19 protein-coding genes and 1 pseudogene are annotated in these 24,231 nt (G+C 60.0%); 9 read left to right on the forward strand and 11 right to left on the reverse strand.

Annotated elements, in window-relative coordinates; genetic code table 11:
- Positions 1 to 27: 27 nt before the first annotated feature.
- A complete protein-coding gene (gene ppk2 / locus J3P85_RS11365) occupies positions 28 to 945 on the reverse strand; it encodes a polyphosphate kinase 2 (protein ID WP_434705849.1) in 918 nt (305 codons plus the stop codon).
- Positions 946 to 1,154: 209 nt separating this feature from the next.
- Here ppk2 and J3P85_RS11370 point away from each other — a divergent pair, with 209 nt between their 5' ends.
- The 4 genes from J3P85_RS11370 (at position 1,155) to J3P85_RS11385 (ending at position 6,036) form a co-directional block, all read left to right on the forward strand.
- On the forward strand, positions 1,155 to 2,090 hold the full coding sequence (locus tag J3P85_RS11370; protein WP_434705850.1) for a Ppx/GppA phosphatase family protein: 936 nt from the start codon (positions 1,155 to 1,157) through the stop codon (positions 2,088 to 2,090).
- A gap of 250 nt (positions 2,091 to 2,340) precedes the next feature.
- Positions 2,341 to 3,438, forward strand: coding sequence for a carboxynorspermidine decarboxylase (locus tag J3P85_RS11375; RefSeq protein WP_434705851.1), 1,098 nt, complete (start codon positions 2,341 to 2,343; stop codon positions 3,436 to 3,438).
- 25 nt (positions 3,439 to 3,463) lie between these two features.
- Positions 3,464 to 4,708 carry a saccharopine dehydrogenase family protein gene (locus tag J3P85_RS11380; protein ID WP_250963669.1) on the forward strand — a complete coding sequence of 415 codons (1,245 nt, stop codon included), beginning with the start codon at positions 3,464 to 3,466 and terminating at the stop codon, positions 4,706 to 4,708.
- 827 nt (positions 4,709 to 5,535) lie between these two features.
- Positions 5,536 to 6,036, forward strand: coding sequence for a GNAT family N-acetyltransferase (locus J3P85_RS11385; protein ID WP_434706354.1), 501 nt, complete (start codon positions 5,536 to 5,538; stop codon positions 6,034 to 6,036).
- Positions 6,037 to 6,128: 92 nt separating this feature from the next.
- Here the strand turns inward: J3P85_RS11385 and J3P85_RS11390 are convergent, their stop codons facing one another.
- The 8 genes from J3P85_RS11390 to J3P85_RS11425 form a co-directional block, all read right to left on the reverse strand.
- Positions 6,129 to 6,827 carry an outer membrane protein gene (locus tag J3P85_RS11390; RefSeq protein WP_434705852.1) on the reverse strand — a complete coding sequence of 233 codons (699 nt, stop codon included), beginning with the start codon at positions 6,825 to 6,827 and terminating at the stop codon, positions 6,129 to 6,131.
- A gap of 56 nt (positions 6,828 to 6,883) precedes the next feature.
- Positions 6,884 to 7,351: an SRPBCC family protein gene (locus J3P85_RS11395; protein ID WP_434705853.1), complete on the reverse strand. Its 468-nt coding sequence runs from the start codon at positions 7,349 to 7,351 to the stop codon at positions 6,884 to 6,886.
- A 57-nt stretch (positions 7,352 to 7,408) separates the two neighbouring features.
- Positions 7,409 to 10,810, reverse strand: coding sequence for a beta-ketoacyl synthase N-terminal-like domain-containing protein (locus J3P85_RS11400; protein WP_434705854.1), 3,402 nt, complete (start codon positions 10,808 to 10,810; stop codon positions 7,409 to 7,411).
- A 77-nt stretch (positions 10,811 to 10,887) separates the two neighbouring features.
- Positions 10,888 to 11,967 (reverse strand): phosphopantetheine-binding protein, encoded by a 1,080-nt coding sequence (locus J3P85_RS11405; protein ID WP_434705855.1) that lies wholly within the window; start codon positions 11,965 to 11,967, stop codon positions 10,888 to 10,890.
- Between the two features lie 118 nt (positions 11,968 to 12,085).
- Positions 12,086 to 13,849, reverse strand: a complete 1,764-nt coding sequence (locus J3P85_RS11410; RefSeq protein ID WP_434705856.1) for an FAD-dependent monooxygenase — start codon at positions 13,847 to 13,849, stop codon at positions 12,086 to 12,088.
- A 3-nt stretch (positions 13,850 to 13,852) separates the two neighbouring features.
- Positions 13,853 to 14,464 (reverse strand): HAD-IB family hydrolase, encoded by a 612-nt coding sequence (locus J3P85_RS11415; protein ID WP_434705857.1) that lies wholly within the window; start codon positions 14,462 to 14,464, stop codon positions 13,853 to 13,855.
- The gene (locus tag J3P85_RS11420; protein WP_434705858.1) at positions 14,454 to 15,974 is read right to left on the reverse strand and encodes a class I adenylate-forming enzyme family protein; all 1,521 of its coding nucleotides are present in this window, start codon (positions 15,972 to 15,974) and stop codon (positions 14,454 to 14,456) included. Before J3P85_RS11420 ends, J3P85_RS11415 begins: the two co-directional genes overlap by 11 nt.
- Positions 15,975 to 16,053: 79 nt before the next feature.
- Positions 16,054 to 17,067, reverse strand: coding sequence for an SDR family oxidoreductase (locus tag J3P85_RS11425; protein ID WP_250963677.1), 1,014 nt, complete (start codon positions 17,065 to 17,067; stop codon positions 16,054 to 16,056).
- A gap of 512 nt (positions 17,068 to 17,579) precedes the next feature.
- On the opposite strand from J3P85_RS11425, the gene J3P85_RS11430 reads away from it, so the two are divergent.
- Positions 17,580 to 18,176: a TetR/AcrR family transcriptional regulator gene (locus J3P85_RS11430; protein ID WP_434705859.1), complete on the forward strand. Its 597-nt coding sequence runs from the start codon at positions 17,580 to 17,582 to the stop codon at positions 18,174 to 18,176.
- Between the two features lie 390 nt (positions 18,177 to 18,566).
- A complete protein-coding gene (locus J3P85_RS11435; protein WP_434705860.1) occupies positions 18,567 to 19,331 on the forward strand; it encodes an SDR family NAD(P)-dependent oxidoreductase in 765 nt (254 codons plus the stop codon).
- Positions 19,332 to 19,523: 192 nt separating this feature from the next.
- On the opposite strand, the gene J3P85_RS11440 is transcribed toward J3P85_RS11435, so the two are convergent.
- Positions 19,524 to 20,327, reverse strand: coding sequence for a helix-turn-helix transcriptional regulator (locus J3P85_RS11440; RefSeq protein WP_434705861.1), 804 nt, complete (start codon positions 20,325 to 20,327; stop codon positions 19,524 to 19,526).
- 93 nt (positions 20,328 to 20,420) lie between these two features.
- Between J3P85_RS11440 and J3P85_RS11445 the strand changes: the two genes are divergently transcribed.
- On the forward strand, positions 20,421 to 21,377 hold the full coding sequence (locus tag J3P85_RS11445) for a threonine dehydratase (protein WP_434705863.1): 957 nt from the start codon (positions 20,421 to 20,423) through the stop codon (positions 21,375 to 21,377).
- A 364-nt stretch (positions 21,378 to 21,741) separates the two neighbouring features.
- Here the strand turns inward: J3P85_RS11445 and gstA are convergent, their stop codons facing one another.
- On the reverse strand, positions 21,742 to 22,341 hold the full coding sequence (gene gstA / locus J3P85_RS11450; RefSeq protein ID WP_434705864.1) for a glutathione transferase GstA: 600 nt from the start codon (positions 22,339 to 22,341) through the stop codon (positions 21,742 to 21,744).
- Positions 22,342 to 22,453: 112 nt separating this feature from the next.
- Here gstA and J3P85_RS11455 point away from each other — a divergent pair, with 112 nt between their 5' ends.
- Both J3P85_RS11455 and J3P85_RS11460 read left to right on the forward strand, forming a co-directional pair.
- The gene (locus tag J3P85_RS11455; RefSeq protein ID WP_434706355.1) at positions 22,454 to 23,359 is read left to right on the forward strand and encodes a transcriptional regulator GcvA; all 906 of its coding nucleotides are present in this window, start codon (positions 22,454 to 22,456) and stop codon (positions 23,357 to 23,359) included.
- A 174-nt stretch (positions 23,360 to 23,533) separates the two neighbouring features.
- Positions 23,534 to 24,163: pseudogene (locus J3P85_RS11460) on the forward strand (PAS domain-containing protein); the annotation flags it as partial.
- Positions 24,164 to 24,231: the final 68 nt, after the last annotated feature.

Consider the following 24,231-nt stretch of genomic DNA (forward strand, 5'->3'; position numbering starts at 1 on the left):
CCGGTGGGCGTCCCTGCCAGGCGGGTCTCAATAGACCAGGGGCACGATCAGCTCCGGGGGCGTCGGGCTGCGGGAATAGTCTTCCTGCCGTACCCGCTGCGGCAGCTCGATGGTCGGCAGTTCCACTTCTTCATAGGGCATTTGCCCCAGCAGGTGATGGATGCAGTTGAGCCGGGCCTTTTTCTTGTCGTCGGCGTGCACCACCCACCAGGGAGCCTCGGCGATGTGCGTGCGTTCAAGCATGATTTCCTTGGCCTTGGTATAGGCCTCCCAGCGCCGACGGGACTCCAGGTCCATGGGGCTGAGCTTCCATTGCTTGAGCGGGTCATGAATGCGGCTGAGAAAGCGCAGGTGCTGTTCCTGGTCGGAAATGGAGAACCAGTACTTGATCAGTTGGATGCCGGAGCGGGCGAGCATCCGCTCGAATTCCGGCACGGTACGGAAGAACTCTTCGTACTGGTCGTCGGTGCAGAAGCCCATGACCTGTTCGACCCCGGCGCGGTTGTACCAGCTGCGGTCGAACAGCACGATCTCACCCGCCGCCGGCAGGTGCGAAACGTAGCGCTGGAAATACCACTGAGTCCGTTCACGGTCGTTGGGGGCGGGCAGGGCGGCAACGCGACACACCCGCGGATTGAGCCGCTGGGTAATGCGCTTGATCACGCCACCCTTGCCGGCGGCGTCCCGTCCTTCGAACAGGATCACGACCTTGTGCCCGGTCTTGACGACCCAGCTTTGCAGCTTCACCAGTTCGCCCTGGAGGCGGAACAGTTCGCTGAAATACAGTCGGCGGCTTTCCTTCTCGCTGCTTTGCGGGGCGTGTTCATCGAACAGGGCGTTCAGGTCATGCCCGTCTTCGGACAATTCCAGCTCCAGTTCTTCGTCACTGTGATCGAGCAACTCGCGGTGGATGCGCTGTACCAAGGTGTCCTGGGTTGAAAGCATGGTGGAGAACTCGGTCGTGGAGGCGCGATCCACGCTATCTGCAGTTTGTTACATAGTAGTGACGTCATCTACGCTTCATGAGTTTGTCGTTGGCTAAAACAGGGAGTGTCATCCAGGTGTCATCGAACCCGTGGCAGGATCCTCGCAAATCATCGTGGGATGCTCGGCAGCGCTTGTGCCTGCTGGCTGATGAATCAAGGAATACCGCTATGAAAGGCGACGCCCCCCTGTTCGCGGCCATTGACCTGGGCTCCAACGCCTTTCGCCTGATGATTGGCCAGTCGGTCAGGCGCAATCGACAGATGGTGATCCAGGAAGTGAAAACCTTGCGCGAGCCGGTCCGATTGGCCGAGGGCTTGCAGGCCGGGGCGCTGGACGAGCTGGCGCTGGATCGAGGCTGGCAGGCCCTGGCCCGATTCGGCAAGAAACTGCGCGGCTTTGAAGCCGGACGGGTGCGGGCGGTGGCGACCAGTGCCGTGCGCGAAGCGGCCAATGCCCAGCTGTTCCTGGCCAGTGCCGAACGGCACCTGGGGTTTCGGATCGACGTGCTGTCGGGGCATGAAGAAGCCCGGCTGGTGTATGCCGGCGTGGCCCATACGGTGCCCGGCGTTGAACAGACGCGATTGGTGGTGGACATCGGCGGTGGCTCGACCGAACTGATCTTGGGGCAGGGCGCCCAACCGTTGTTGACGGAAAGCATTGCCATTGGCAGTGGCACCTTTGGCGCGCATTACTTTCCGGGCGGACGCATCACCGCTCAGGCGCTGCTGGAGGCTGAACGCGTGGCCGTCCTGCAATTTGAAGCAGTGGCGGCGCGTTATCGCGCGCAGGGCTGGCAGCAGGTGATCGGCTCATCCGGTACAGCGCGGATGTTGGCCAAGGTGCTCAAGGCCAATGGCCTCAACGACTTCGGACAAGGCGGCATCACCTACGGCGGGTTGCTGCGCCTGTCATTGCGGCTGCTGGAAGTCGGGCATGTCGATCAACTCAGGTTGGCCGGCTTGCAGCGCCATCGCCTGGGGATCCTGCCCGGTGGCCTGGCGATCATGCTGGCGGCGTTCAAGGTCTTCGGTATTACAGACATGCTCGCTAGCGAAGCGGGCCTCAGGTTCGGTGTGCTTCATGGCCTGATGCATAAAAGCTGATCACGAACGGTTGTACCGCCGTGCCGCTTATCCGTGACGGCTCAAGGTCGAGCGTCAGCGCTTCTTGGTTATCCCTCCGTTGCCAGATCCAGCCTCTTGTCGCCTGGGCGGCCGGTACGTCCGGTTATCGCAAAGCGTCGGCCTGGATCGGGATGATTGCGCGAACGGGGCTTTTCGCTCTTTCGATCTGCAGTCAGTGAAGGCACAATGCGCATCCTTTTTTGGCTCGCCTTGCCCGGAGGCCTCGAAAATGATCAAAACGCCGTACTACCTCATCGACAAACAAAAGCTGCTGGCGAACATGCAGAAGATCGCCTATGTGCGTGAGCAGTCCGGGGCCAAGGCCTTGCTGGCGCTCAAGTGCTTCGCCACCTGGTCGGTGTTCGACCTGATGCAGCAGTACATGGACGGCACCACCTCGTCGTCGCTTTACGAGCTCAAGCTCGGCCGGCAGAAGTTCGCCGGCGAGACCCATGCCTACAGCGTGGCCTGGGCCGACGATGAGATCGAGGAGATGCTCGCCAACTGCGACAAGATCATCTTCAACTCCATCGGCCAATTGCAGCGCTACACCGAAGCGTCCGCCGGCAAGGTCCGTGGCTTGCGGGTCAATCCGCAGGTGAGCAGCTCCGATTACCTGCTGGCCGACCCGGCGCGACCGTTCAGCCGCCTGGGCGAGTGGGATCCGGTGAAGATCGAGCAAGTCATCGAGCACATCTCCGGCTTCATGTTCCACAACAACTGCGAGAACGGCGATTTCGGCCTGTTCGACGAGATGCTGGGCACTATCGAAGAACGCTTTGGTCACTTGCTGCATAAGGTCGAGTGGGTCAGCCTCGGTGGCGGCATCCATTTCACCGGCGAGGGCTACGCCTTGGACGCCTTTTGCGCACGGCTCAAGGCCTTCTCGCAAAAGTATGGCGTGCAGGTCTACCTGGAGCCGGGCGAGGCCGCGATCACCCAGAGCGCGTCGTTGGAAGTCACCGTGCTCGACACGCTCTACAACGGCAAGCACCTCGCCGTGGTGGACAGCTCCATCGAGGCGCACATGCTCGATCTGCTGATCTATCGCCTGGACGCCAAGCTGGCACCGAGCGAGGGCGAACACACCTACATGGTGTGTGGCAAATCCTGTCTGGCCGGAGACATCTTTGGCGAGTACAAATTCGATCGTCCGTTGTCCATCGGCGATCGGCTGTCGTTCATCGACGCAGCGGGCTACACCATGGTCAAGAAAAACTGGTTCAACGGCCTGAAGATGCCGTCCATCGTTGTGAAGCAACTCGACGGCAGCGTCGAGGTGGTTCGCGAGTTTGTTTACGACGACTACTTGTCCAGCCTCTCTTGAGCTGGCGGAAGGAGAAATAAAGAAATTGAAGAAGAACGTACTTATCATTGGTGCAGGAGGTGTCGCCAAGGTGGTGGCCCACAAGTGCGCGCAGCACAACGACGAACTCGGTCGTATTGCTATCGCGTCGCGCAACATCTCCAAATGCCAGGCCATCATCGACAGCGTCAAGGCCAAGGGTAGCCTCAAGCAACCCGCCGACATCAAGGCCTTTGCACTGAACGCTCTGGATGTCGAAGCGACCAAGGCGCTGATTCGCGAAACCGAATCGCAGATCGTCATCAACGTCGGCTCTGCCTTTCTCAACATGTCGGTGCTGCGTGCCTGCATCGATACCGGCGTGGCCTACTTGGACACCGCCATCCACGAAGAACCGGGCAAGGTCTGCGAGACGCCGCCCTGGTACGGCAACTACGAGTGGAACCATCTCCAGGAGTGCCAGGAGAAGAACATCACCGCCATTCTCGGCGTGGGCTTCGACCCGGGTGTGGTCAATGCCTATGCGGCACTGGCGCAACAACAGCATTTCGACCGCATTGATTCGATCGATATTCTCGACGTCAATGCCGGCTCCCATGGCAAATATTTCGCCACCAATTTCGACCCGGAAATCAATTTCCGCGAATTCACCGGACAGGTCTGGAGCTGGCAGGACAGCCAGTGGACCAGCAACACCATGTTCGAAGTCAAGCGCACCGACGACCTGCCAGTCGTAGGCTCGCAGAACCTGTACCTGACCGGTCACGACGAAGTGCACTCGCTGTCGAAGAACCTCGACGTGCCCAACGTGCGTTTCTGGATGAGCTTCGGCGAGCACTACATCAATGTGTTCACCGTGCTCAAGAACCTTGGCCTGCTCTCCGAGCAACCGGTCAAGACCGCCGAAGGCCTGGAAGTCGTGCCGCTGAAAGTGGTCAAGGCCGTGCTGCCTGACCCGAGCTCGCTGGCGCCGGGCTACACCGGCAAGACCTGCATCGGCGACCTGGTCAAGGGCACCAAGGATGGCCAGCCGCGCGAGATGTTCATCTACAACGTAGCCGACCACGAGGACGCCTACGCCGAAACCGACAGCCAGGGCATTTCCTACACCGCCGGCGTGCCACCCGTGGCCGCAGCCTTGCTGGTGGCCCGTGGCGAGTGGGACGTGCAGCGCATGGTCAACGTCGAGGAGCTGCCTGCCGAGGCGTTCCTCGAGGCGCTGGATGCGATGGGCTTGCCGACGCGTATCAAGGACGAGCATGGAGACCGTCCCTGGAACCAGAACGCCTGAAGGACGCCAGGCCGGTTCCATTCCGACTCCCCGATAGGAACTGCAGAGTCCCTCTGAATTCCGCAGGCGATTGAACCAGGCGTGAATACCTGGCAATCAGTGGGAGTCTTGAAGAAATGCTCCGTATCGAAAGGTACGGAGCATTTTTCGTTTAGGGTCCCCATCAAATGAACCCTGTGGCGAGGGAGCTTGCTCCCGCTGGGGCGCGAAGCGGCCCTGAAGCCCGACCCTGTGGCGTTTCAGGCAGACCGCATTGAGCTTTTTGGGGCTGCTGCGCCCGAAGCGTCGGACCGGCCCAGCGGGAGCAAGCTCCCTCGCCACGGAGTTGTGTTTGGCTTGGGGGAGTCGTGAGTCATCCACCGGTATAACCACAAAGGCCTTTCGGATTTCTCCATCTATCTGTTGTCTCGAACGCACCTGCGCCGCTTTTGTGGCGAGGGAGCTTGCTCCCGCTGGGGCGCGAAGCGACCTCAAGCCAGACCCAGTGGTGTTTCAGGCAGATCGCATTCGGCTTTTTGGGGCTGCTGCGCCCGAAGCGTCGGACCGGCCCAGCGGGAGCAAGCTCCCTCGCCACGGAGTTGTGTTTGGCTTGGGGGAGTCGTGAGTTATCCATCTGCATAGCCACAAAGGCCTTTCGGATTTTTCCATCTATCTGTTCTCACGGACGCACCTGCGCCGCTTTTGTGGCGAGGGAGCTTGCTCCCGCTGGGCCGGTCCGACGCTTCGGGCGCAGCAGCCCCCAGCGCCAGACGGCTCAAGCAGAAACCCTGGTCATGAACGATCATCCGACCTTACGATTGCGCTTCCAGGCCCCGGAGAAACAATCAGTGAAACCATTCAGAATTCGCGAGTTGGAGAGCGCTGATGCGCAAGCGCTGCTGGCCTTCGAAATCCACAACCGTGAATGGTTCGAGTCGCAGATCGACCCACGCGCCCCGGCTTTTTATTCATTGACGGGCGTCGCCGATCACATCGAAAGCTATCTGGCCGATTTCGCTGAGGGTGCCTGGCACCCGTTTGTCATCGAAGATTCCAACGGGAGGATAGTGGGGCGAGCGAATCTGAAAGGCATCCATTCATCACACGGTTGCGCCGAGGTGGGCTATCGCATTGATCAACGCGCTTGCGGGCAAGGGCTGGCAACGCTGGCTCTGAAACATCTGATCCAAGAGGCACGGATGCGTTGGAACCTCACGCGGTTGGTGGCTTATGTTTATGAGAGCAATGTCGGCTCAAGGAAGGTCCTTGAACGGTGCGGGTTTGTGCCTGGAGCGCCGTCGGATGGCGAGGACATCGAGAGTGGAAGCCGCTTTGTGCTTTCGATCTAGCGATGCGTTTCACCCGTAGTAAATGGCCCCAGGCTTGGACAGCGAAGCCGTGAGAGACGAATCGGCACCTGAGGCGCCGATCCGTCTACCAGCTACAACCAATAGCGTAAGCCAAGCATCAACGACTGGGCGTTGTACTCCGTTTGCACATCGCCTTGGGGCAGGCCCTGGATGTCGCCGAAGTGCGCTTCGCCGGTCTTGAAGTAGCGATAGTCCAGGGACATGGACCAATGCTCGCTGAGTTCATAAGCGACCCCGGCGCCGAGTTGCCAGGCCGAGACGGTGTCGCGATGGGTGTCGCCGAACTCGACGCCACCGGCTTCCAGGCCGGTGATGGTCAGCACGGCGTAGCCCAGGCCACCGCCGACATACGGGGTGAAGCGGCTCAAGGGGGCCGGCAGGTTCGAGATGTCATACCAGAGGTTGGCCATGAGGCTGGTGGCTTCCTGTTCACCTTTGCCGTCGATGCTGCCGCCGCCCTCGTAGACCCGTTGATTGAACTGGGTCAGGGTGTTGCGGCGGTAGCTCAGCTCCACTTCGGGCCGTAGCCCGGTCGGGAAGCTCCAGCCCAGTGCGAGGCCGGTGGCGAAGCCGGAATGCAACGGTTGGTTGTATTCCATTTCGACGAAATCAAGATCGTTCTGGTTAAGGTCCTGTTCAGCGACCCAGTTCACGCCGCCCATGCCACTGACATAAGGGCCGAGCGTGTCGGCGAAACTCGACATTGGGGCGATCACACCCAGGCCAACGATGCCCATGACGAGATAGCGGGTGTTTTTCTGTAGGTTCATGCTAGATCCGAAATGTTGCTGTTATCGATAAGTAGGCGAAACACGTCCGAGGGCGTTCACACCAGGTGCAGCGGCGTCGCGGTTTTCCCCCGCGCCGGGGCGGCGGCCCGTTGTTCAGCCAGCCTGCAGAGGTTGTCCAGGGCGGTGGTCATCGCGCTGGCCAATGCTTTGCGCAGCAGTGCGCGGTACAGGAAACTCAACGGCCCCGAAATCTTCGCGCTATGGATGACATGGGTTTCATCGGCTGAAAGCCGGCGCATCCGATGATCGAATTCCAGGTCGATCCAGAGCAGCCGTGCGCTGTTGCGATAGCTTTCGTGCAGGCTCACGGCTTCCAGCCTCAGGGGCATGTTCAAGCCATTCTTGAGGACACATCTGCCGCGCGTTCCGGCCTGGAACGGACCGTCGAGTTGGCACTGGCGAACATCGGTATCCCATAACGGTGCTTCGGGAAAGTTGCTCCAGAGCTTCCAGATTTCAGAAGGGGGCGATTTGACTATGACTTGCACGTTGACGTCGTTCACGGTGACACCTTGGTTGTGGGGGGCACGGTCATGCGGGGTGGCAGATCCATTCAATGCTCAGGCTGCCGGTGCGGATTGACTCAGCACTTGGGCGGTAATGCTGGCTTGTCCGATTTTTTCGCCCCGGTTGAACAGGTCGATGTAGATGCGGTTGGTCTTGAAGGCCTGGAGCGCAGCGTCAAAACCGGCCTGCGGCGCCAATGACAGCGGGCTGTTCCTGGGGATAGGCCGATCCAGGGTGAAGCTCAAGGCCAGCAAGTTCATTGGGGTGTTGAGCGGGATCCGCAGATGGCTGTGGGCGATCTGCATGTAGCACTGGCGAGCCACTTCGAGGAAATACACCATCGAATAGTGCTGGGGATCGCCTGCCTGGAAGAAGTGCTCCGGCGGCAGTTTCACCGTGTCCACGCTCAGGCCCTGGGCGACGCCACTCATGTCACTGACGATGACGTTTTCCGCACGGGCCTTGTGCAACAGGGCCTTGTCGCGGCAGGGCGTGGCGGTGAATTCGCTGGCCGGCGACGTCTCGAACGCCGAGCTGTAGGCCATCCCGAGCACGCACGTGCACATTACTTTTCCGGCCTGCATGACCTTGGCATTGAACACCTGGGGGTCTTCGCCTTGCTCGATGTGCAGATCGATCGTGCCGTGCTTCTGTACGTAGTGCTGGAACTTGATCGTCAGGGTCTTGATGTAGGCGACCCGCCCGCTCAGCGGCGGCATGGCCAGCTCAAGCAATTGCAGCACGCCCTCCAGCAACAAGATGCCCGGGATGTGATCCAGCGGATGGTCAAAGAAATACGGGTGCGCTTCATTCACCACCAGTTGGGCGTGCAGCGACTGAGGGCTGCGCCGGGCGTTGGTGATCACGCTATGTTCCGCGCTGCGCTGCCAGGGCGTCGGGCGCTGGGCGGTATCGCCACGGTGCAGGGCGAACAGGCTTTCCATGGCGCGCACCCGCACCCGCAGCCCGGAGAGCAGGGTACTGGTGAGCATGTCGCTGAGCTGTTGCACGTCGACGCCATCGTTCTGCGGCTCGCGGACCAGGCTGACAGGCGTGATGACCTGCTGCAGTTCCTGGGATGACGAATGGGCAAAGCGCAGCATGAACGGATGCTTGATGGCCTCGGTCGTGGTCGGGCTCCATTGGCGAAGCTGCTCGGTAAACAACCACATCACTGGTTTGCCGGCGTCGCGTACCTCGATCACGGAATGGGTCGCGCCCTTCAACATCACCGCCAACAGGGTCTCGATACCACTGGCTTCGGCGAGGAAACCGGTGATGTCCCGCAGCGATCCGCTGGCAGGTGTCGCAACCGGCTGCAACTCGCAGATTTCGACATGCGAATAGTGGTTTGGCGCTTTGCCCAGCAAGCGGCAAGCCTCTTCCAGCGAGCCGGCGGCATGGGCGAGGACCGCCGCGCGGATCACCAGCAAGGGGTTGTCAGTAGCCTGCGGTTGATGGCGACGCAGCGCCAGCAGCCCCAGTCCTTCACCCTGTTGTGTCGCGGTACGCCGGGCGCGCTCGACCTCGATCTCACCGCTGAGAAAACGCCCGGCACCGAGCAGGAGGGTGGTGATGCCGTTGTCGAACCATTGCGGCGAAGCCAGCAAGGTTTGCCAGAACAGGCCCGCGGTGCCGACCAGGGTCTGATGGAAACCCTTGAAGTCAAAAATCTGTGCCGGATAGCCGGACAACATGTTCGGCAGCATGGTTGCCACGTCTGTCACTTCGACGCCCGGCGCCGCGCCGTGTGTCCGCGAAAAGAAGTTGTGGGCGCTGCTGTAGGCATTGCTGAAGCGCTCGCCGCCCATGTTGCAGCACATGACCATCGCGGTGCCGGGCGAGCCGGCCACGCCCGGCAAGCGTCGCAGCAAGTGGTTGACGCGATCGGTGATCAACAGTTTGAACGGGTCGACGTGGGCCAGCGGCTTGGGCCCCATGCCGAAGCCATCGATATCGATGACGTGGTCCTGGGCGAGGAATTTGCCCAGCAACGGCTGACCGGGCGCCGGGGTGTAATCGACGAAGCGCCCATAAGGGAACACGACCGAAGGCGCCGCGGGTTGGTCGAGCTGCTGCTGGAATGCCTGCAACGAACGGTGGCTACCCAGCGCGGCCTCAGCCTCGACGATGGCAAGGTCCAGCATCACCACGCCGCAGGTGTTGGCGGGGGCTGCGGCAGGCCGCTCGTTGGGAACGTATTCATCCACCACCAGGTGAGCGTTGGCGCCGCCAAAGCCGAAACTGGAGATGCCAATCCGGATCGCCGACTGACGCGCCTCCAGAGGATGTACCTGCTGGGTGGCGAGTCGCAGGCAGGTGGCATCGACCTTTGTGCTGGGGCGGTAGCCCGGCTGCGGGGGAATGCCTTTGTGGCGCAATATCATCAGGGCCTTGGCGAGCGAAGCGCCGCCGGCGGCGGCCAGGGGATGGCCGATGACCGACTTGATAGAACCGATGGTGATTTTCTCGCCGCCCGTGCGATGGGGTGCGAAGAAGCTGTCCAGCGACGCCAGTTCCGTCGCATCCCCCAGCGGTGTACCGGTGCCGTGGGTTTCGATGTAGTCCACGTCCCTTGGGTCAAGGCCGCGATAAGCACGTTGGTAAGCCGAGTATTGGGCCTGTTTGCCGGGGGCAAACACCGAGCCTTCGGCGCCGTCGGCGGACATGCCCAAGGCGCGCAAGACGCCCATTGGACGGCGCTGCGCGGTCAGGGCCTGGGCGAGCGGTTCGACCAGGAACGCAACGGCACATTCGCCCGGTACAATGCCGTCGGCGGCCTGGCCGAAGGCTTCCATCCGCGCCCGCGCGGAAAACGCCGTCAACTGCGAGAAGCCCAGGAACAGCGCCGGCGGCAGCACGGTGTTGAGGGCCATGACAATCGCGTTGTCCGCTTGGCCGCTATTGACCAGTGCCTGGGCCATGTCCAAGGCATAGGGGAACGAGCTGCACGCGGTGTCCACCGATAGCGCCGGCCCACCCAAGGCAAAGGCCGCGGCCAGCGCGGCGACTTGTTCACCCGGGGTAAAGCCCGGCGGTGCATCAGGTTTTCCAGACATGCCGGTGACGAAATAGCTCTCGTCACTCCAAGATGTCGCGACCACCAATGCCGTACGTTCGCTACTCAATGGCGAGCCCTGTGCGGCCAGCTGGCTGAACAGCGTCTGGAGCACTTTCTTGCCAATGGCGACCTGTCGTCCTTCGTGCCGTGACGGGGTCGAAGCGTCGTCGGTCAGGCAAAAAGCGCTGTCCAGGTAGGTGCGATCTTTCTCGCCGGCCTTGGTTGAATAGATCGACGCCTTGTCCACGTCCCAGCGTGTCGGCATCGATTCGATCGGTGCGACCTGCCCTTGGGAAAGCAACTGCCAAAGCGCTTCCGTTGACGGCGCTCCTGGAAACTCGCCCGCCATCGCGCTGAAGCAAAAATCGCCCGCTGTTGTTGCTGCGCCACTCATACCCTGTCTCCTGATCGCCAAACTGCTGGGTGACGGGTTCGTCACCCGGATTCCATTCCTGTTGCTCGTTGCTGGGCTCAGCTCAGTCTGGCCAGCAGCGACAAGGCATCCTGAGGGGTGCGACGGGACATCAACGCTTCACCGGCAAACTCGCTGGCCGAGCACTGTTGCGCCATGGAATGGCAGAGCGCTTCTCGGGCGAAGCCGTTGAGGCCCAGTTGGGCGAACGGCGTCTGGATATCGATGGACTGCGCGGCGTCCGGGATCAACGGCGACAGGGCGTTGAGCAGCAGGTTTTCCGCCTGCCCTTGAGTGGCGGTCGCGGCAGGTGAGGGCGCCGCTTGCGGTTGCGGATCGGCCAGGGCGGCCTGGATCAGGGCAATGGTTGCCTGCGGGAACTTGGCATTGGCCAGCTCGGAACTGTGAGCCTTGAGCTGTGGCCACAGGGCGACGACCGACTCGAGGAAATCCAACTGCACGAGCGAATCCAGGCCCAGGCTTTCATAGCTTTGTGTCGGGTCGATCTGCTCAACCGTAAAGCCGGTGATCGCCGCGAGTTGGTCGAGTACCCAACCCTGGACATCCACCGCCGGCGCCTGTGGATCGGCTTCAAGCCGTGCCAGCAAGGCGGTCGGGGTAGGGGCATCGAAGAGCTGCGCGGTGAGCGCTTTCTTTTCCGGGAAGTGCTGGGCCAGGGACTCGAAAATATCCACCAGCCCCAGCGAGTCGATCCCCAGGCTCTCGAAGCTTTGATCGAAGTCGATCTGTTGCGCTTGGAAGCCGGTGACGGCGCTGATTTCGCCGCGCAACCATTGCCCGTAGCTGAGTGCCGATGTCTCTGCGACGGTTTCGGCGACGGGCATCGGGGCCAATATGGTCGGTTTAGCGTGAACAGGCTCCAGCACTGCAACATTCTGGCTGACGGAGGTTTCGATCCCGTGGGCATAAACGCCCTCGAGAACTTGTTGATGAGCATTGAAGTAATGGGCCGTGACAGTTTCGGCCTGTTCCAACACGCGCAGCAATATCGCTTCCTTCGCGACATTGGATTCGCACAATGACTCAATGATCTTTTCAGACAGAGAGAAATAGCTGTGGGCTATTCTCCCGTTGGACACGATGAATTCCTGCACCACATCGTTAAGTTGCAAACGCATCAGGTTCTCCTAACCAAGTCGGTCGATATTTCTATACAAAAGAAAGATCAAAAATCATGGCCCAGGACTGGGCCTTGTTTATATCAATGAAGCAAATTGGCTGTAGCCATGGGGAGACTTAAAGTTGGAGTTCCACTGCGTTGATCTCACACGAGGTGGTTTTTCTGGCGCCCTTGAGCAACCCGGACCTTACGTTCAGATAGGTCGCCAGTGTTATTGCATCGGCACCTTGGAACGCGATGTAGCCGTCAGGACGAATCAGCATCAACGTGCCTGCCTTGGCGTGGTAGCGCTTGTGCAGTCGCCAATCGGGGTCCAGCAGTGTCGAGTGCCAGGGTGGCAGCCCGGCGCTGCTCAGGGCATCGATCACGCAATAAGCCTTGATGCCTGGGTAGTCCTTTTCCACCGACTCGGCCAAGGCGTAATGGCCCGGCAATGAAGGTGAAAACTGATCGGCCGCGCTGAAGATCAACAGCGTGAACGTTCCGTGGAACAGGTCGATCAAGTGTTTTGTGGGCAGCCCTTGCAGTTGCCACAACTCGACATCGGGTGCCAGTTGCCCGGCGCGAGGCGCTGCGCTCGGGAACTCAGTTTTTTTACCTTTCTTGTTCCAGTTGTAGCGCTGTTTCTTCGTCAGCGATTCCTGGATGTAATCACTCTTTTCGTAGTGATACTGATGACCGGAAATCATGGACGGCAACTTGCGCTGGACCTTTTTCCGGTTGCTCAACAACGGCAGGACGTTGTCACGCAACCAGACCAGGGCGCGCCGCCGGACGGTAATCAGCCCCGTCAACCGGTGGGCGGTGTTCTCGACTTCCAGGGCAACCGGATAACGCTCTTCGTTGTAGCTGTCGAGCAAGGACGGATCCGCCAGGCCTTGATCGACATAGGCGATTTTCCAGGCCAGGTTATAAGCCTCGGAAACCCCCAGGTTCATCCATTGGCCACCGATGGGACTGCCGATATGCGCCGAGTCCCCCAGCAGGAACACCGAGCCTTGTTGCATCGTTTGCACGCGGCGATGCTGGAACGAGGCGATGGTCGTCGAGGAAATATTGGACAGCGTCATCTTTTGCCCACGTCCTTCGCACAGGCGCTGGAAGTTCTCCAGGCTCAGCGACGGGCGCTCGCCTTCTGGCGGCAGGTTGTAGGGCATTTCGATGAACAGCCGATAACGGGACTGGGCGCTGATCGGCGCAACCGCCACGTAACCGTCTTGTGCACCGAGGAAAAACGCGCCCTCATCCTGGCTGCCGGACCATTGGATATCGGCATCGGCGAGCATGAAGAAGCGGTCATAGGACGAACCTTCGAAGGTCATGTCCAGGCGTTTTCGGATGTTGCTTCGAGCACCGTCACAGGCGGCCACCCAGCGACTGGCGAAGGTTTCGTCGGTGCCGTCGGCATGCTTGAGCGTCATGCGCACCGAACCCGGCAGGTTTTCGATGTCCACCAGTTCGGTGTTCCACTCCACCTCCGCGCCCAGTTCCTTCAACCGCTCCAGGAGAATCTTCTCGGTTTGCGGCTGTGGCAGGCTCAAGAGCAGGGGATAGGTCGCGTCCAGGTAGGAAAAGTTGTAGTTCAGCACCCGCTTGGCGTTCGACTGCACGGAAAACTGGTTGATCGTGAAACCATCGTGGATGGCTTGCTCGGCAACGCCCAGGTCTCGAAAGATTTCCAGGGTGCGGGAATGGATCGCCATCGCCTTGGTCGCGGTCGAGGGGCCGGTGTTCTTTTCAATGATGCGAAACGCCACGCCCCATTTTTTCAGCATGATTGCCAGGGACAGGCCGATGGGCCCGGCGCCGACGATCATGACGGTCGGGGCGCTGTCAGGGCGCTTGAAATGCTTGGGGGCCAAGTTGCTCAGCGTGTTCATCGATCAGTACCAGTTTCTGTAGAAGGGAGAGTTGGCAATGCCGAGCAGATCAGCGTCGCCTGATGAATCGCCGTAGGCATAAATATAAAAATCATCCAGATTGCTCAGGCAGCCTTTGAGGCGCGTGACTTTCTCTCGCTCTACACAGTTGGTACCGGCGATCCCGCCGGTGAGTTTGTTTTTTGCCGTGGCCAGGCGCGTGCCGCACACATAGTCAAACCCCGCGGCCTGGCCCCAAGGGATCAGGTAGTTTTCCGGCGAGTTGCTGACCAGCGCGGTGATATGCCCCATGGACTGATGCCATTGCAGTCGCCGCAACGCCTCGGGCCTGAGCCAGAGCGGCAGCTGTTCGCTGATGAAGTATTTGGCGTGCTCGCGTTCTTGCTCCAGCGACAGCCCGCCCAGGTAACAGGCAATGAAGGCCAGGCGCGCTTGCATCAGTGGGGTGATGCCCAGGATCACGCTGAGCATCTTGGGCAGCAGGGGAATGATCCGCAGCCAGAACGAACGGGTGCCGACGATATAGCGCATGTAGCGCCAGAAGGTGTGCCGGTCGGTCAGTGTGCCGTCGAAGTCAAAAACGGCCAGTACCGGTTGGGTGTTGTTAGTGTGCATGTGCCTCTTCCTTGAGCGGGATGATCTCGATGGTCTTGGGCAGCTTGAAGCCCGACAGGTCGCGCGAGAGCAGGGTGCTCAGCGCGTTCTGGGTCAGCTCGCCGGTCCCTTCGACGCACAGGTGCAGCACGTTGACTTCCTTGTGATCCGGGACGATATAGGCCCTGGCGCGCACCACGTCGGGGTGCTTGAGGGCGACGGATTCGATTTCCACCAGGTCGACCATCTGCGCCTTGATCTTCGAGATGCGCAGGCGTTGGCAAAAGAAAAACACATGCCCATCGTCGTCGCGCCAGACCAGGTCACCGCTGTGGAACCAGCCGTCGCGGAAGAATCGGGCATTGGTGTCCTCGGCATCGTTGTAGCCGCCGATCACCATCGCGCCGCGGATCAGTAACTCGCCGATGCGCCCGGGTGCCACGTCCTGGCCCTCGGCATCGACGACGCGCAGTTCCACGCCGCTGATCGGCTGGCCCATGGCGCCGCGGTGGGCCGGGCCAATCGAACTCTGGACGATCACCGGCATGCTTTCGGTCAAACCGTAGCCCTGGAGCACTGGATTGCAGCCCAGCAGCGTGCCCAGCTTTTCGGCTTCATCGGCCGGCAGGTGGCTGCCGCCCGAGTAGATCATCAGTTGCGGGTGCAACGGCAACCGCGGGCCTTTGCGTTTGGCCAGCCGCGTATTGAAGTAGCGAATGACATCGGGCACCAGGCAGGCAAAGGTGACCTGATGCTCGGACAGGACTTCTGCCAGGTCCCGGTTGAGCAGGGTGTTGGTCATGAGCAGGGTGGCGCCCACGCTCAAGGGAAACACCATCATCACCGACAGGCCGAAGATGGCATACAGCGGCAGTGTCACCAGGTGCACGGAGCCGACGCCTTGCAGGTGAAAATGCTCGTGCAGCCCATCGCTCGATTGCGTCAGGTCGAGGTAGCGGTGAGAAACCGCCAGGGGCCTGCCGATGCCTCGATAGGTAAACTGCACCGAGACGATCGGATTGCCTTCGGGCAGCAACAAGGGTTCGAGCTGTTGAGGCAATTGAGAGGCGGCCGTTGCATTGGCGGGCAGGGGCAATGAAGGTTCGCTCCCGTCGTCCAGCACCAGGGCGTGTCTGACGCCGTTGTTGGGCTGGAATATCTCGTCGTGTTGCACCCATAACGCTTCGGTCGTGACTACCAGGGTCGGCCTGGCGAGGCTGACCACACTGTTCATTTCAAAAGCGGTCAACTTGTAGTTGAGGATGACCGGAATGGCACCCCGCCCGATAGTCGCCAGGTAATAAGCGATGAAAGCCACCCCGTTGGGCAGCACCAGCGCGACTTTATCGCCCGGCAATACACCGAGTGCCGTCAGGGCGCCGTTGCAGGCTTCGGCCTTGATGCGCAGCTCGCGATAAGTAACGGTGTCCTCTTCCGTGTCCAAGTGCCGGATAGCAACTTGCTCGGGAAAGGATTCCGAAAAACCGACAAAACGATGCAGAAAACCTTCTTTATATGAAAGGCTTTTCATTTACCAACCTCTTCAATCCTTGGATATAGGGCGTGTCAAAAAAGTACTACAGAGGCAGGCTTTATATGAATGGTCTCAATTAAGCATCTGTGTAGTTGTTGTTCCGATACCAGTCCAGGGTATCGGTCAGGGTTTCAGCGACAGGGCGGAATTGGCATTGCAACTCCCTTGAGCTTTTGTTGTGGCTGAAATGCGTGCGGTCTTGTTCTTGCGCCATGAGCTTGACCGTAGACGTACTGATCAGTACCGGCTTCTTGGTAATCCGGTAATAGCCTTCATAGATCAGTGCGATCAGTCGCAGCATGAACAAAGGCACTTTTCGTTCAGGGGCTTTTACGCCGCTGACGCTGGCCAGCGCCTGGAAGATGCTCTTCATGTCCATGTGATTGCCGGCGGCGAGGTAACGCTCTCCAGACCTGCCGCGGGTGATGGCGGCGATTTGATGTTCGGCCACATCCCGGGCATCGACGACGGAAAAGCTGCCGGGAAGTACGCCGGGCAATTTTTGTCCGACAAAGTCCAGCAGGAACTGGCCTGAGGAAGTCGGGCCGATATCCCCCGGGCCGAACATCCACCCTGGCAATACCATGGCAATGAACATGTCCGGGTGCTGCGCCAGGAATTGCTGGACTTTCTGTTCGGACAATATTTTGCTCAAGTAATAATCATCAGCCTCCTGTTCACTGCGAGACATGGTTTCATCGATCACTTGATCTTTATTACCCTTCAACACGGCAATGGAAGAGGTGTGTACGGCACGACGGATGCCGGCGTCATAAGCGGCTTGCAGCAAGCGCTCGGTGCCGGTCACATTCGTGTCATAGAGTTTTTGCCAGTGTTTCCCGCCTTTGTAACTGTCGCGGAAATATGCCGCCGTATGGAACAAGGCATCGCACCCTTGCAGTGCATGACTGAAGGCGTCGACATTGAGCATGTCGCCTTCGACCCATTCCACGGGCAGGCCGCTGAACTGTTTCCTGGCTTTCTCGGCGCAACGAACCAGGGCTTTTACTTTGATGTTTCGTTTTAACAGCGCACGAACGACATTATTCCCGAGCAGGCCAGTAGCGCCTGTAACGAAGGCATATTCCATTAAAATCCCGCTCCTGTGAGGTGACCTGTCATTGCATCGAGATCGGTGTCACTGACTCGATGCCCTGATCAGGCGTTGGGCTCCACCAACGGCGCAAGTAAAAACCATTCGGTATCTGAAAATCAAGCGGTATTTCGTAAAGCTAGCGAATCGACGGCTCTGAACCGGCCGTTACGCGGATTTTTTCACCCGCCAGCGTGGCATGAAGGTGCGAAAAATTCGGCGTTGAGGAAGGTCAAAGCGGGGCCAACCCGCTCGCGAGCAACGAGCCTCGATGGTTTGGATTCACCTGTTCCCGGTGTGAAAAACGTGACTGCATAGTCCATCTTGCATCACGGCAGGCTGTCCCGGTTACATGGCACATACATGGCACTTTTTGAAAGTTAAAATGTAAATGATTGAATGAGGCGCGTATAAGATATGATGGCGAACACGGGTTCACTACAGTGAGTAATCGCTTCGTCGCATTCAGATACAGGTGCATATTTTGACTGGCCAAAGGAGCCGAGGGCGTGATTAAAAAGAGACTAGGTCGAGAAGAGAGCCAGCAAATAACAAGAGACAAATTATTCGACACCGCTACTGAGCTGATGATCAGCAAAGGCTTTCATGCCGCCAGCGTCAACGTCATTGCCGAGGAGGCCGGCTTCTCCAAAGGCGCCTTCTTTTCCAATTTTTCCAGTAAATCGGACTTGCTCCTGCAACTGACTCAACGCTTCAAGCGCGTTGAAATCGATCGATTGAGTACGACCCTGACGTCGGGGTATTCGTCGGAGCAGTTGAGCCATGGCTTGAATGCCTATATCGACACCCTGAAGAACAATACCCGCTGTGCGATCCTCGATGCCGAGTTGCAATTGATTGCCCTGCGTGATGAAGAGTTCTCGCAGCATTACTACGACTTGCATGAGGAAAACAGCGAGGCCTTGGGCAAGTTGATTACTGTCATATTCAACCATGCTGGCAAGAAACCACCGCTGGAACATGCCGCGCTTGCGAAGACCTTCACGGCCTTGGCCGAAGGCTTGATCTTGCAAGGGCATAAAGATCCGGCGATTGAAATAAAGCTGGTGCTCAATTCGCTCATCCAGACTGCAGAATCTTTGTAGTTCGCCGCTATTTATCCCCGACAGGCCAGCGATTGGCGTCCAGCATCTGGTTCGCTGATGCCGCTGCCTGGATCAACAGCTCATGAAATGATGTTGACGGTGCAACCGTCATCGCGAGCAAGCTCGCTCCACATTTTTTTGGGGCGCCTGCAACTTGCTCATCCACCGCCAACCCCCTGTGGGAGCGAGCTTGCTCGCGATGGCGATGGTTCAGCTAGAGCACGGTTTTGGCCCTCACGGACAGATTCGCGCAAAACCCCGACAGTCCCAGCAAGCCTGCGAAAGCCCGGCATCCGCCGATGGGAGACAGTGAGGCCGTCGATAACGACAGCGCCCATGGGCGCCGGGCCGGCGAATGTCTCGTCTGCCCGCTCACGCAGGAGAGCGATCATGACCGATATCCAACCCACTATTTCCCACGAAGTCGAAGGCAAGGTTGCGCTGGTCACCGGCGCTGCCAGTGGCATCGGCAGGGCTGTCGCATTGCTGTTGCATGCCCGCGGCGCCAAGGTGGTGGCTGAAGACATCAACCCCGCCGTCCATGAGCTGGCCCGTCCGGGGCTGGTGCCGCTGGAGGCCGACATCACCGCGGATGGCGCCGCCGAGCGCGCCGTCGGCCTGGCCGTCGAGCAGTTCGGCCGGCTGGACATCCTGGTCAACAATGCCGGGATCATCATCAACAAGTTAGTGATCGACATGACGCGCCAGGACTGGGAGCGCATCCAGGCGGTCAACGCCACCGCCGCCTTCCTGCACTCACGCGAAGCGGTCAAGGCGATGATGCCCAACCAGTCGGGGGCCATCGTCAACATCGCCTCCTACGCGTCCTATTTTGCCTTCCCGACCATTGCTGCCTACACCGCCTCCAAGGGTGCCCTGGCGCAACTGACGCGCACCTTGGCGCTGGAAGTCATCGAGCAGGGTATTCGGGTCAATGCCATCGGTGTTGGCGATGTGGTCACCAACATCCTCAATGACGTGGTCGAGGACGGTCCGGCGTTTCTCGCCCGGCACGGTGAAGCTGCGCCCATCGGCCGGGCTGCACAGCCGCAAGAAATTGCCGAAGTGGTGGCGTTCCTGGCCTCGGACCGTGCGAGTTTTGTGGTCGGTGCGGTGGTCATGGCGGATGGTGGCATGACCGTCACCGCCGGCTAGCCTGGGGCCCCTGTGGGAGCGAGCTTGCTCGCGATGGCGGTCTTTCATTCAGTATCAATGCCAACTGGCAGGACCTCATCGCGAGCAAGCTCGCTCCCACAGGGGGCAGTGTTGCCCACGGCTGTTCTGTCTGCTGGCGATCGAATGTGGGAGCAAGCCTGCTCGCGATAACGGTGTATCAGGCCCGAACAACTACCCGCGCAACTGCGCCGGACTGATGCCAAGGCGTTGCTTGAACAGCGTGGTCATGTGCGCCTGGGAGTTGAAGCCACAGGTGTGTGCGATGTCGGTCAGCCGGGCGGTTGAGTCACGCATCAGCGCCCGTGCCTTGGCGAGGCGCCGGTCGATCAGGTAGCTGTGCGGGCTTTTGCCAGTCGCCTGCTTGAAGGCTCGGATGAAATAACCCTCGGACAAACCAAGCAGCCCCGCCATGGCCTGGACCCCCAGCGGACTGTCGAGACTGGCGTCGATGAAGTCGTCGAGCAGGCGCATTCGGCCGTCCGTGATGGAGCCTTGAGGGCGTGGTGAAAACGCTTTGTGGTCGGTCACGCGTTCAGCCAAACCGAGCGCCCAGGCTTCCCAATCGTCCTCAGCGGTGGCACGCAACAGCGCGCTGCGCATTCTCGACGCGAGGATGATGGCCTGCGGGTCAATGCGATTGTTGAATGCATGCGTCCCCGGTAACGCCATACCGTCGGTACGCACGACTCGCAGGTATTCACCGCCAGCGGGAGATTCGGAGAACACGTCGCATCCGACGGGAACGAATGCCAGGCCGTTGGGCAACGCGTCAAACGGCCGGACCCGGTCGCTGCCGATGGCGTGCAGGCCACGCTGGCTGTCGAAGGCAAAGCCGATGGCTGACTGGGCCGCGACATAGCGAGTGGCGTAGGCGCAGCCGGGCAGCAATTCGATCGCCCAGGGACCGGCCTCGATACGACGGACCGGTTCAGGTGGGGGCGGCGATTGGCGGTTTCGCGGGCTCATGAACCGCATAGTAATGAAGAGCGGGCCCGAAAGTCAGGTCAGTTTTCTGAAAGCCCGCCAATGGCGCGCTGATTAGACTGGGCAAAAACCTGGAGGTCCATCATGCACACACTGACCCGCGACGACATCGAACAGGCTGCCCGCCATCTCTATCAATTCATGCCCGCCACTGCCCAATACGCCTGGCCGTTGCTGGCTGAACGGTTGGGTTGCACGGTGTGGGTCAAGCACGAGAATCACACCCCGACCGGAGCCTTCAAGGCGCGCGGTGGCCTGACCTTCGTGCATTGGCTCAAGCGCGAACACCCGGAGGCAAAAGGCATCGTCACGGCGACGCGCGGCAATCACGGCCAGAGCCTGGCGCTGGCGGCCACTGCCTTGGGTTTGAAAGCGCTGATTGTCGTGCCGCAAGGTAACTCGGTGGAAAAGAACAACGCCATGCGTGGCTTTGGCGGCGAGGTGGTCGAGTATGGCCGCGATTTCGATGAGGCCCGCGAAGAGGCCTTACGCTTGGCCCACGCCCAGGGACTCTACCTGGTGCCGCCGTTTCATCCCGAATTGGTCAAGGGCGTGGCGACCTACGGGCTTGAGCTGTTCCAGGCGGTGCCGGACCTGGATACGGTCTACGTGCCGATAGGCTGCGGATCGGGGATTTGCGCAGTCATCGCCGCCCGCGATGCCTTGGGCCTGAAAACGCAAGTGGTGGGCGTCGTGTCCACCGAGGCCGACGCGGCGAAGTCGTCATTTGAAACGGGAAGACTTTGCGAAACCCCTTCGGCCAATACCTTTGCCGACGGGCTGGCCGTGCGCAAACCCATTCCCGAGGCCTTGGCCATCTACGGTGCCGCTGCGGCGCGGATCGTAGCGGTCAGCGACGCTGAAATTGCCGAGGCCATGCGGGTGTATTACACCGACACCCACAACCTCGCCGAAGGTGCGGGCGCCGCGGCCTTGGCGGCGCTCATGCAGGAGCGTGAAGCGATGCAGGGGAAAAAGGTGGGGGTGATTCTGACCGGGGGGAATATCGACCGGCCGGTGTATGCCAAGTTGATTGGTTGAACAGGTTCAGAGCGGCTGTATGCGTTGCATGCATCACAATCCCCTGTGGGAGCGGGCTTGCTCGCGAAGGCGGTGGGTCAGTTGGTGGAGACGTTGGATGTAACGCCATCTTCGCGAGCAAGCCCGCTCCCACAGTGGTTCCGAGGCGTTGAAGAAATCGGAATCCACCGCCGACCCTTGTGGGAGCGAGCTTGCTCGCGAAGGCGGTGGGTCAGCTTGCAGGATGTTGGCTGTGCCGCCGTCATCGCGAGCAAGCTCGCTCCCACAGTGGTTCCGAGGCGTTGAAGAAATCGGAATCCACCGCCGACCCTTGTGGGAGCGAGCTTGCTCGCGATAGCGGTGGGTCAGTTTGCACTGGGATGGATTATGCCGCTTCTGCCGCCATCGCCGCCCGGACGCTGGGACGTGCCGCGATTCGGGCCGTGAACGACGCCAGTACCGGCCAGTCGCCGATCGCGATATCGAACAACGGCAACCAGGTCAAAACGGTGAACAGGTACGCGTCGGCCAGGCCGAAGCGGCCCATCAGGTAATCCTTTTGCTCAAGGGCCTGGCTGAGGTAGTCCAGGCGCTTGAACAGTCTTGCCCTGAAGATTGCCTTGGTTGACTCGGCGATATCGGCATTGAACAGCGGGGCACAGCCGCTATGGATCTCGGTGCTGATGAAGTTCAACCATTCCTGCAGACGAACTCGCTCCCAAGTGCCATTGGCCGGCGCAAGTGTATTCCCGGGGACCCGATCGGCCAGATACTGGACGATGGCGGGCCCCTCGGTCAGGACCTCACCGTTATCCAGCACCAAAGCGGCCACGTAACCCTTGGGGTTGATGCTAAGGAAGTCGCGTCCGTCGGCGGTGCGCTTGGTCTTGTTGTCGACCCGGATCAATTCAAAGGGCAAGCCCAATTCCCGCAACACGATGTGCGGGGACAATGAGCAGGTCAGGGGTGCGAAATACAGTTTCATGGTTTCCTCAAGGCTGGGGGACATGCCGGCAGAATCCGTGAAGGCCGGAACATTTTCAAAGGACATCTTCAGTGCTAGCGTATGACAAAATCTCATGAGCATGCCCCCCATCATGGCCGACAGAATCCCCTCCTTGAACGGCCTGAAAGCCTTCGAATCGGCAGCTCGACACATGAGCTTTACCAAGGCTGCCGAAGAGCTGAACGTCACCCAGACAGCGATCAGTCATCAAATTCGCCGGCTCGAAGAGGAGCTGGGTGTGCGCTTGTTCTTGCGGCTCAAGGATGGTTTGGCCCTGACAAGCGAAGGCCAGGCCTATTTCCCCGGCGTTCGTTCGGCCTTCCATGAGTTGCGCTATTGCACTGGGATGTTGCTGGAGAGCCGCAACAACAGTGTCTTGACGATCAGTACGCTGGTTTCATTTGCCTCCAAATGGTTGCTGCCGCGGCTGGCGTCGTTCCAGCGGGCGTGTCCCACTATCGATGTGCGCGTCACGGCGTCAACTGAACGGGTGGATTTTCGCAAGGGCGGTGTCGATGCGGCCATCCGTTACGGTGTCGGCAACTGGAAGGGCGTGCGGGCCGACTGGCTGATGGCCGATGACATCTTCCCGGTGTGCAGCCCCAGGTTGCTGCAAGGTCCGACCGCGTTGCGGACCCCTGGCGACCTGGCCCAGCACACGTTGTTGCAAGTCAGCGGGGTGACCAGCGGCGATTGGAACGCATGGCTGAGCGCCGCCGGCCAGCCCACAAAACTGGCCGAAGGCAGCCGGCTGACATTCGACCTGGCCATGATGGCCGTACAGGCAGCGGTGGACGGCCTGGGCGTGTGCATCGGTCGCTCGACCTATGTCGAGGATGACCTGAGGGCTGGACGACTGGTTGCACCCTTTGATCTGCGATTGAGGTCCGACCTGGGTTTCTATTTCGTCACCCCCCATGAACTGGCCGATTCGCCAAAAGTGCAGGCCTTTAGAAGCTGGTTGATGGATGCGGTGGGTTTTGGCGCCGAAACATAATTACGCCGTACCGTTCAGGCCCCAGCCAACCCGCCGATATGAATAGAAGGTCCGGTTACTTTCAGGGTTCACCGAGGGTACGTCATGTTTAATAAAACTCTAAAAAACGAACTGACGGCTAGGACGGCCGAATTGGCAACGTACAAAGGATTGGTCGGCGCCCTTGAGCGGTCGATGGCGGTTATCGAATTCAGTCCCGACGGCAAGGTGCTGCGGGCGAACGAGAACTTTCTGAAAACGATGGGCTACCGTGGGGAGCAAATGACCAGCCTGTCCCATCGGGATTTCTGCACCCCAGCGCTGGCGGGCAGCGCCGAATACCGCGAATTCTGGAACCAGTTGCGCGCCGGGCAATTCGTTTCCGGCACGTTTCAACGCCGCAGCGCGTCAGGCCAGAACGTGTGGCTGGAAGCCAGCTATAACCCGGTGGTGGACGAACAGGGCCGCGTCGTAAAAGTGGTCAAGTACGCACTCGATGTCACTGCCAAAGTGACCGCTGAGGCCGAAACCCGTGGCCGGCTGGCGGCCCTCGACCGGGCCATGGCGGTCATCGAGTTCGACCTGGGCGGCAACATCCTGACCGCCAACGACAACTTCATGAATGTCATGAATTACTCATTGGCTGAACTCAAGGGCAAGCACCACCGGATCTTTTGCGAACCGAGCCTGGTGGGCAGCTCGGAGTACAGCGATTTCTGGCGTCGTCTCAACGCCGGTGAGTTTTTCAGCGGTCAATTCAAGCGCCTCGGCAAGAACGGCAGAGTCGTCTGGCTGGAAGCCAGCTACAACCCGGTCTACGACGCCGAAGGCAAGTTGTGCAAAATCGCGAAGTTCGCCAGTGACATTACCGAGCGGGTAGAGAAATTCGAAGA

The organism is Pseudomonas sp. Z1-12, assembly GCF_051132015.1.
Taxonomy (GTDB): domain Bacteria; phylum Pseudomonadota; class Gammaproteobacteria; order Pseudomonadales; family Pseudomonadaceae; genus Aquipseudomonas; species Aquipseudomonas zanjanensis.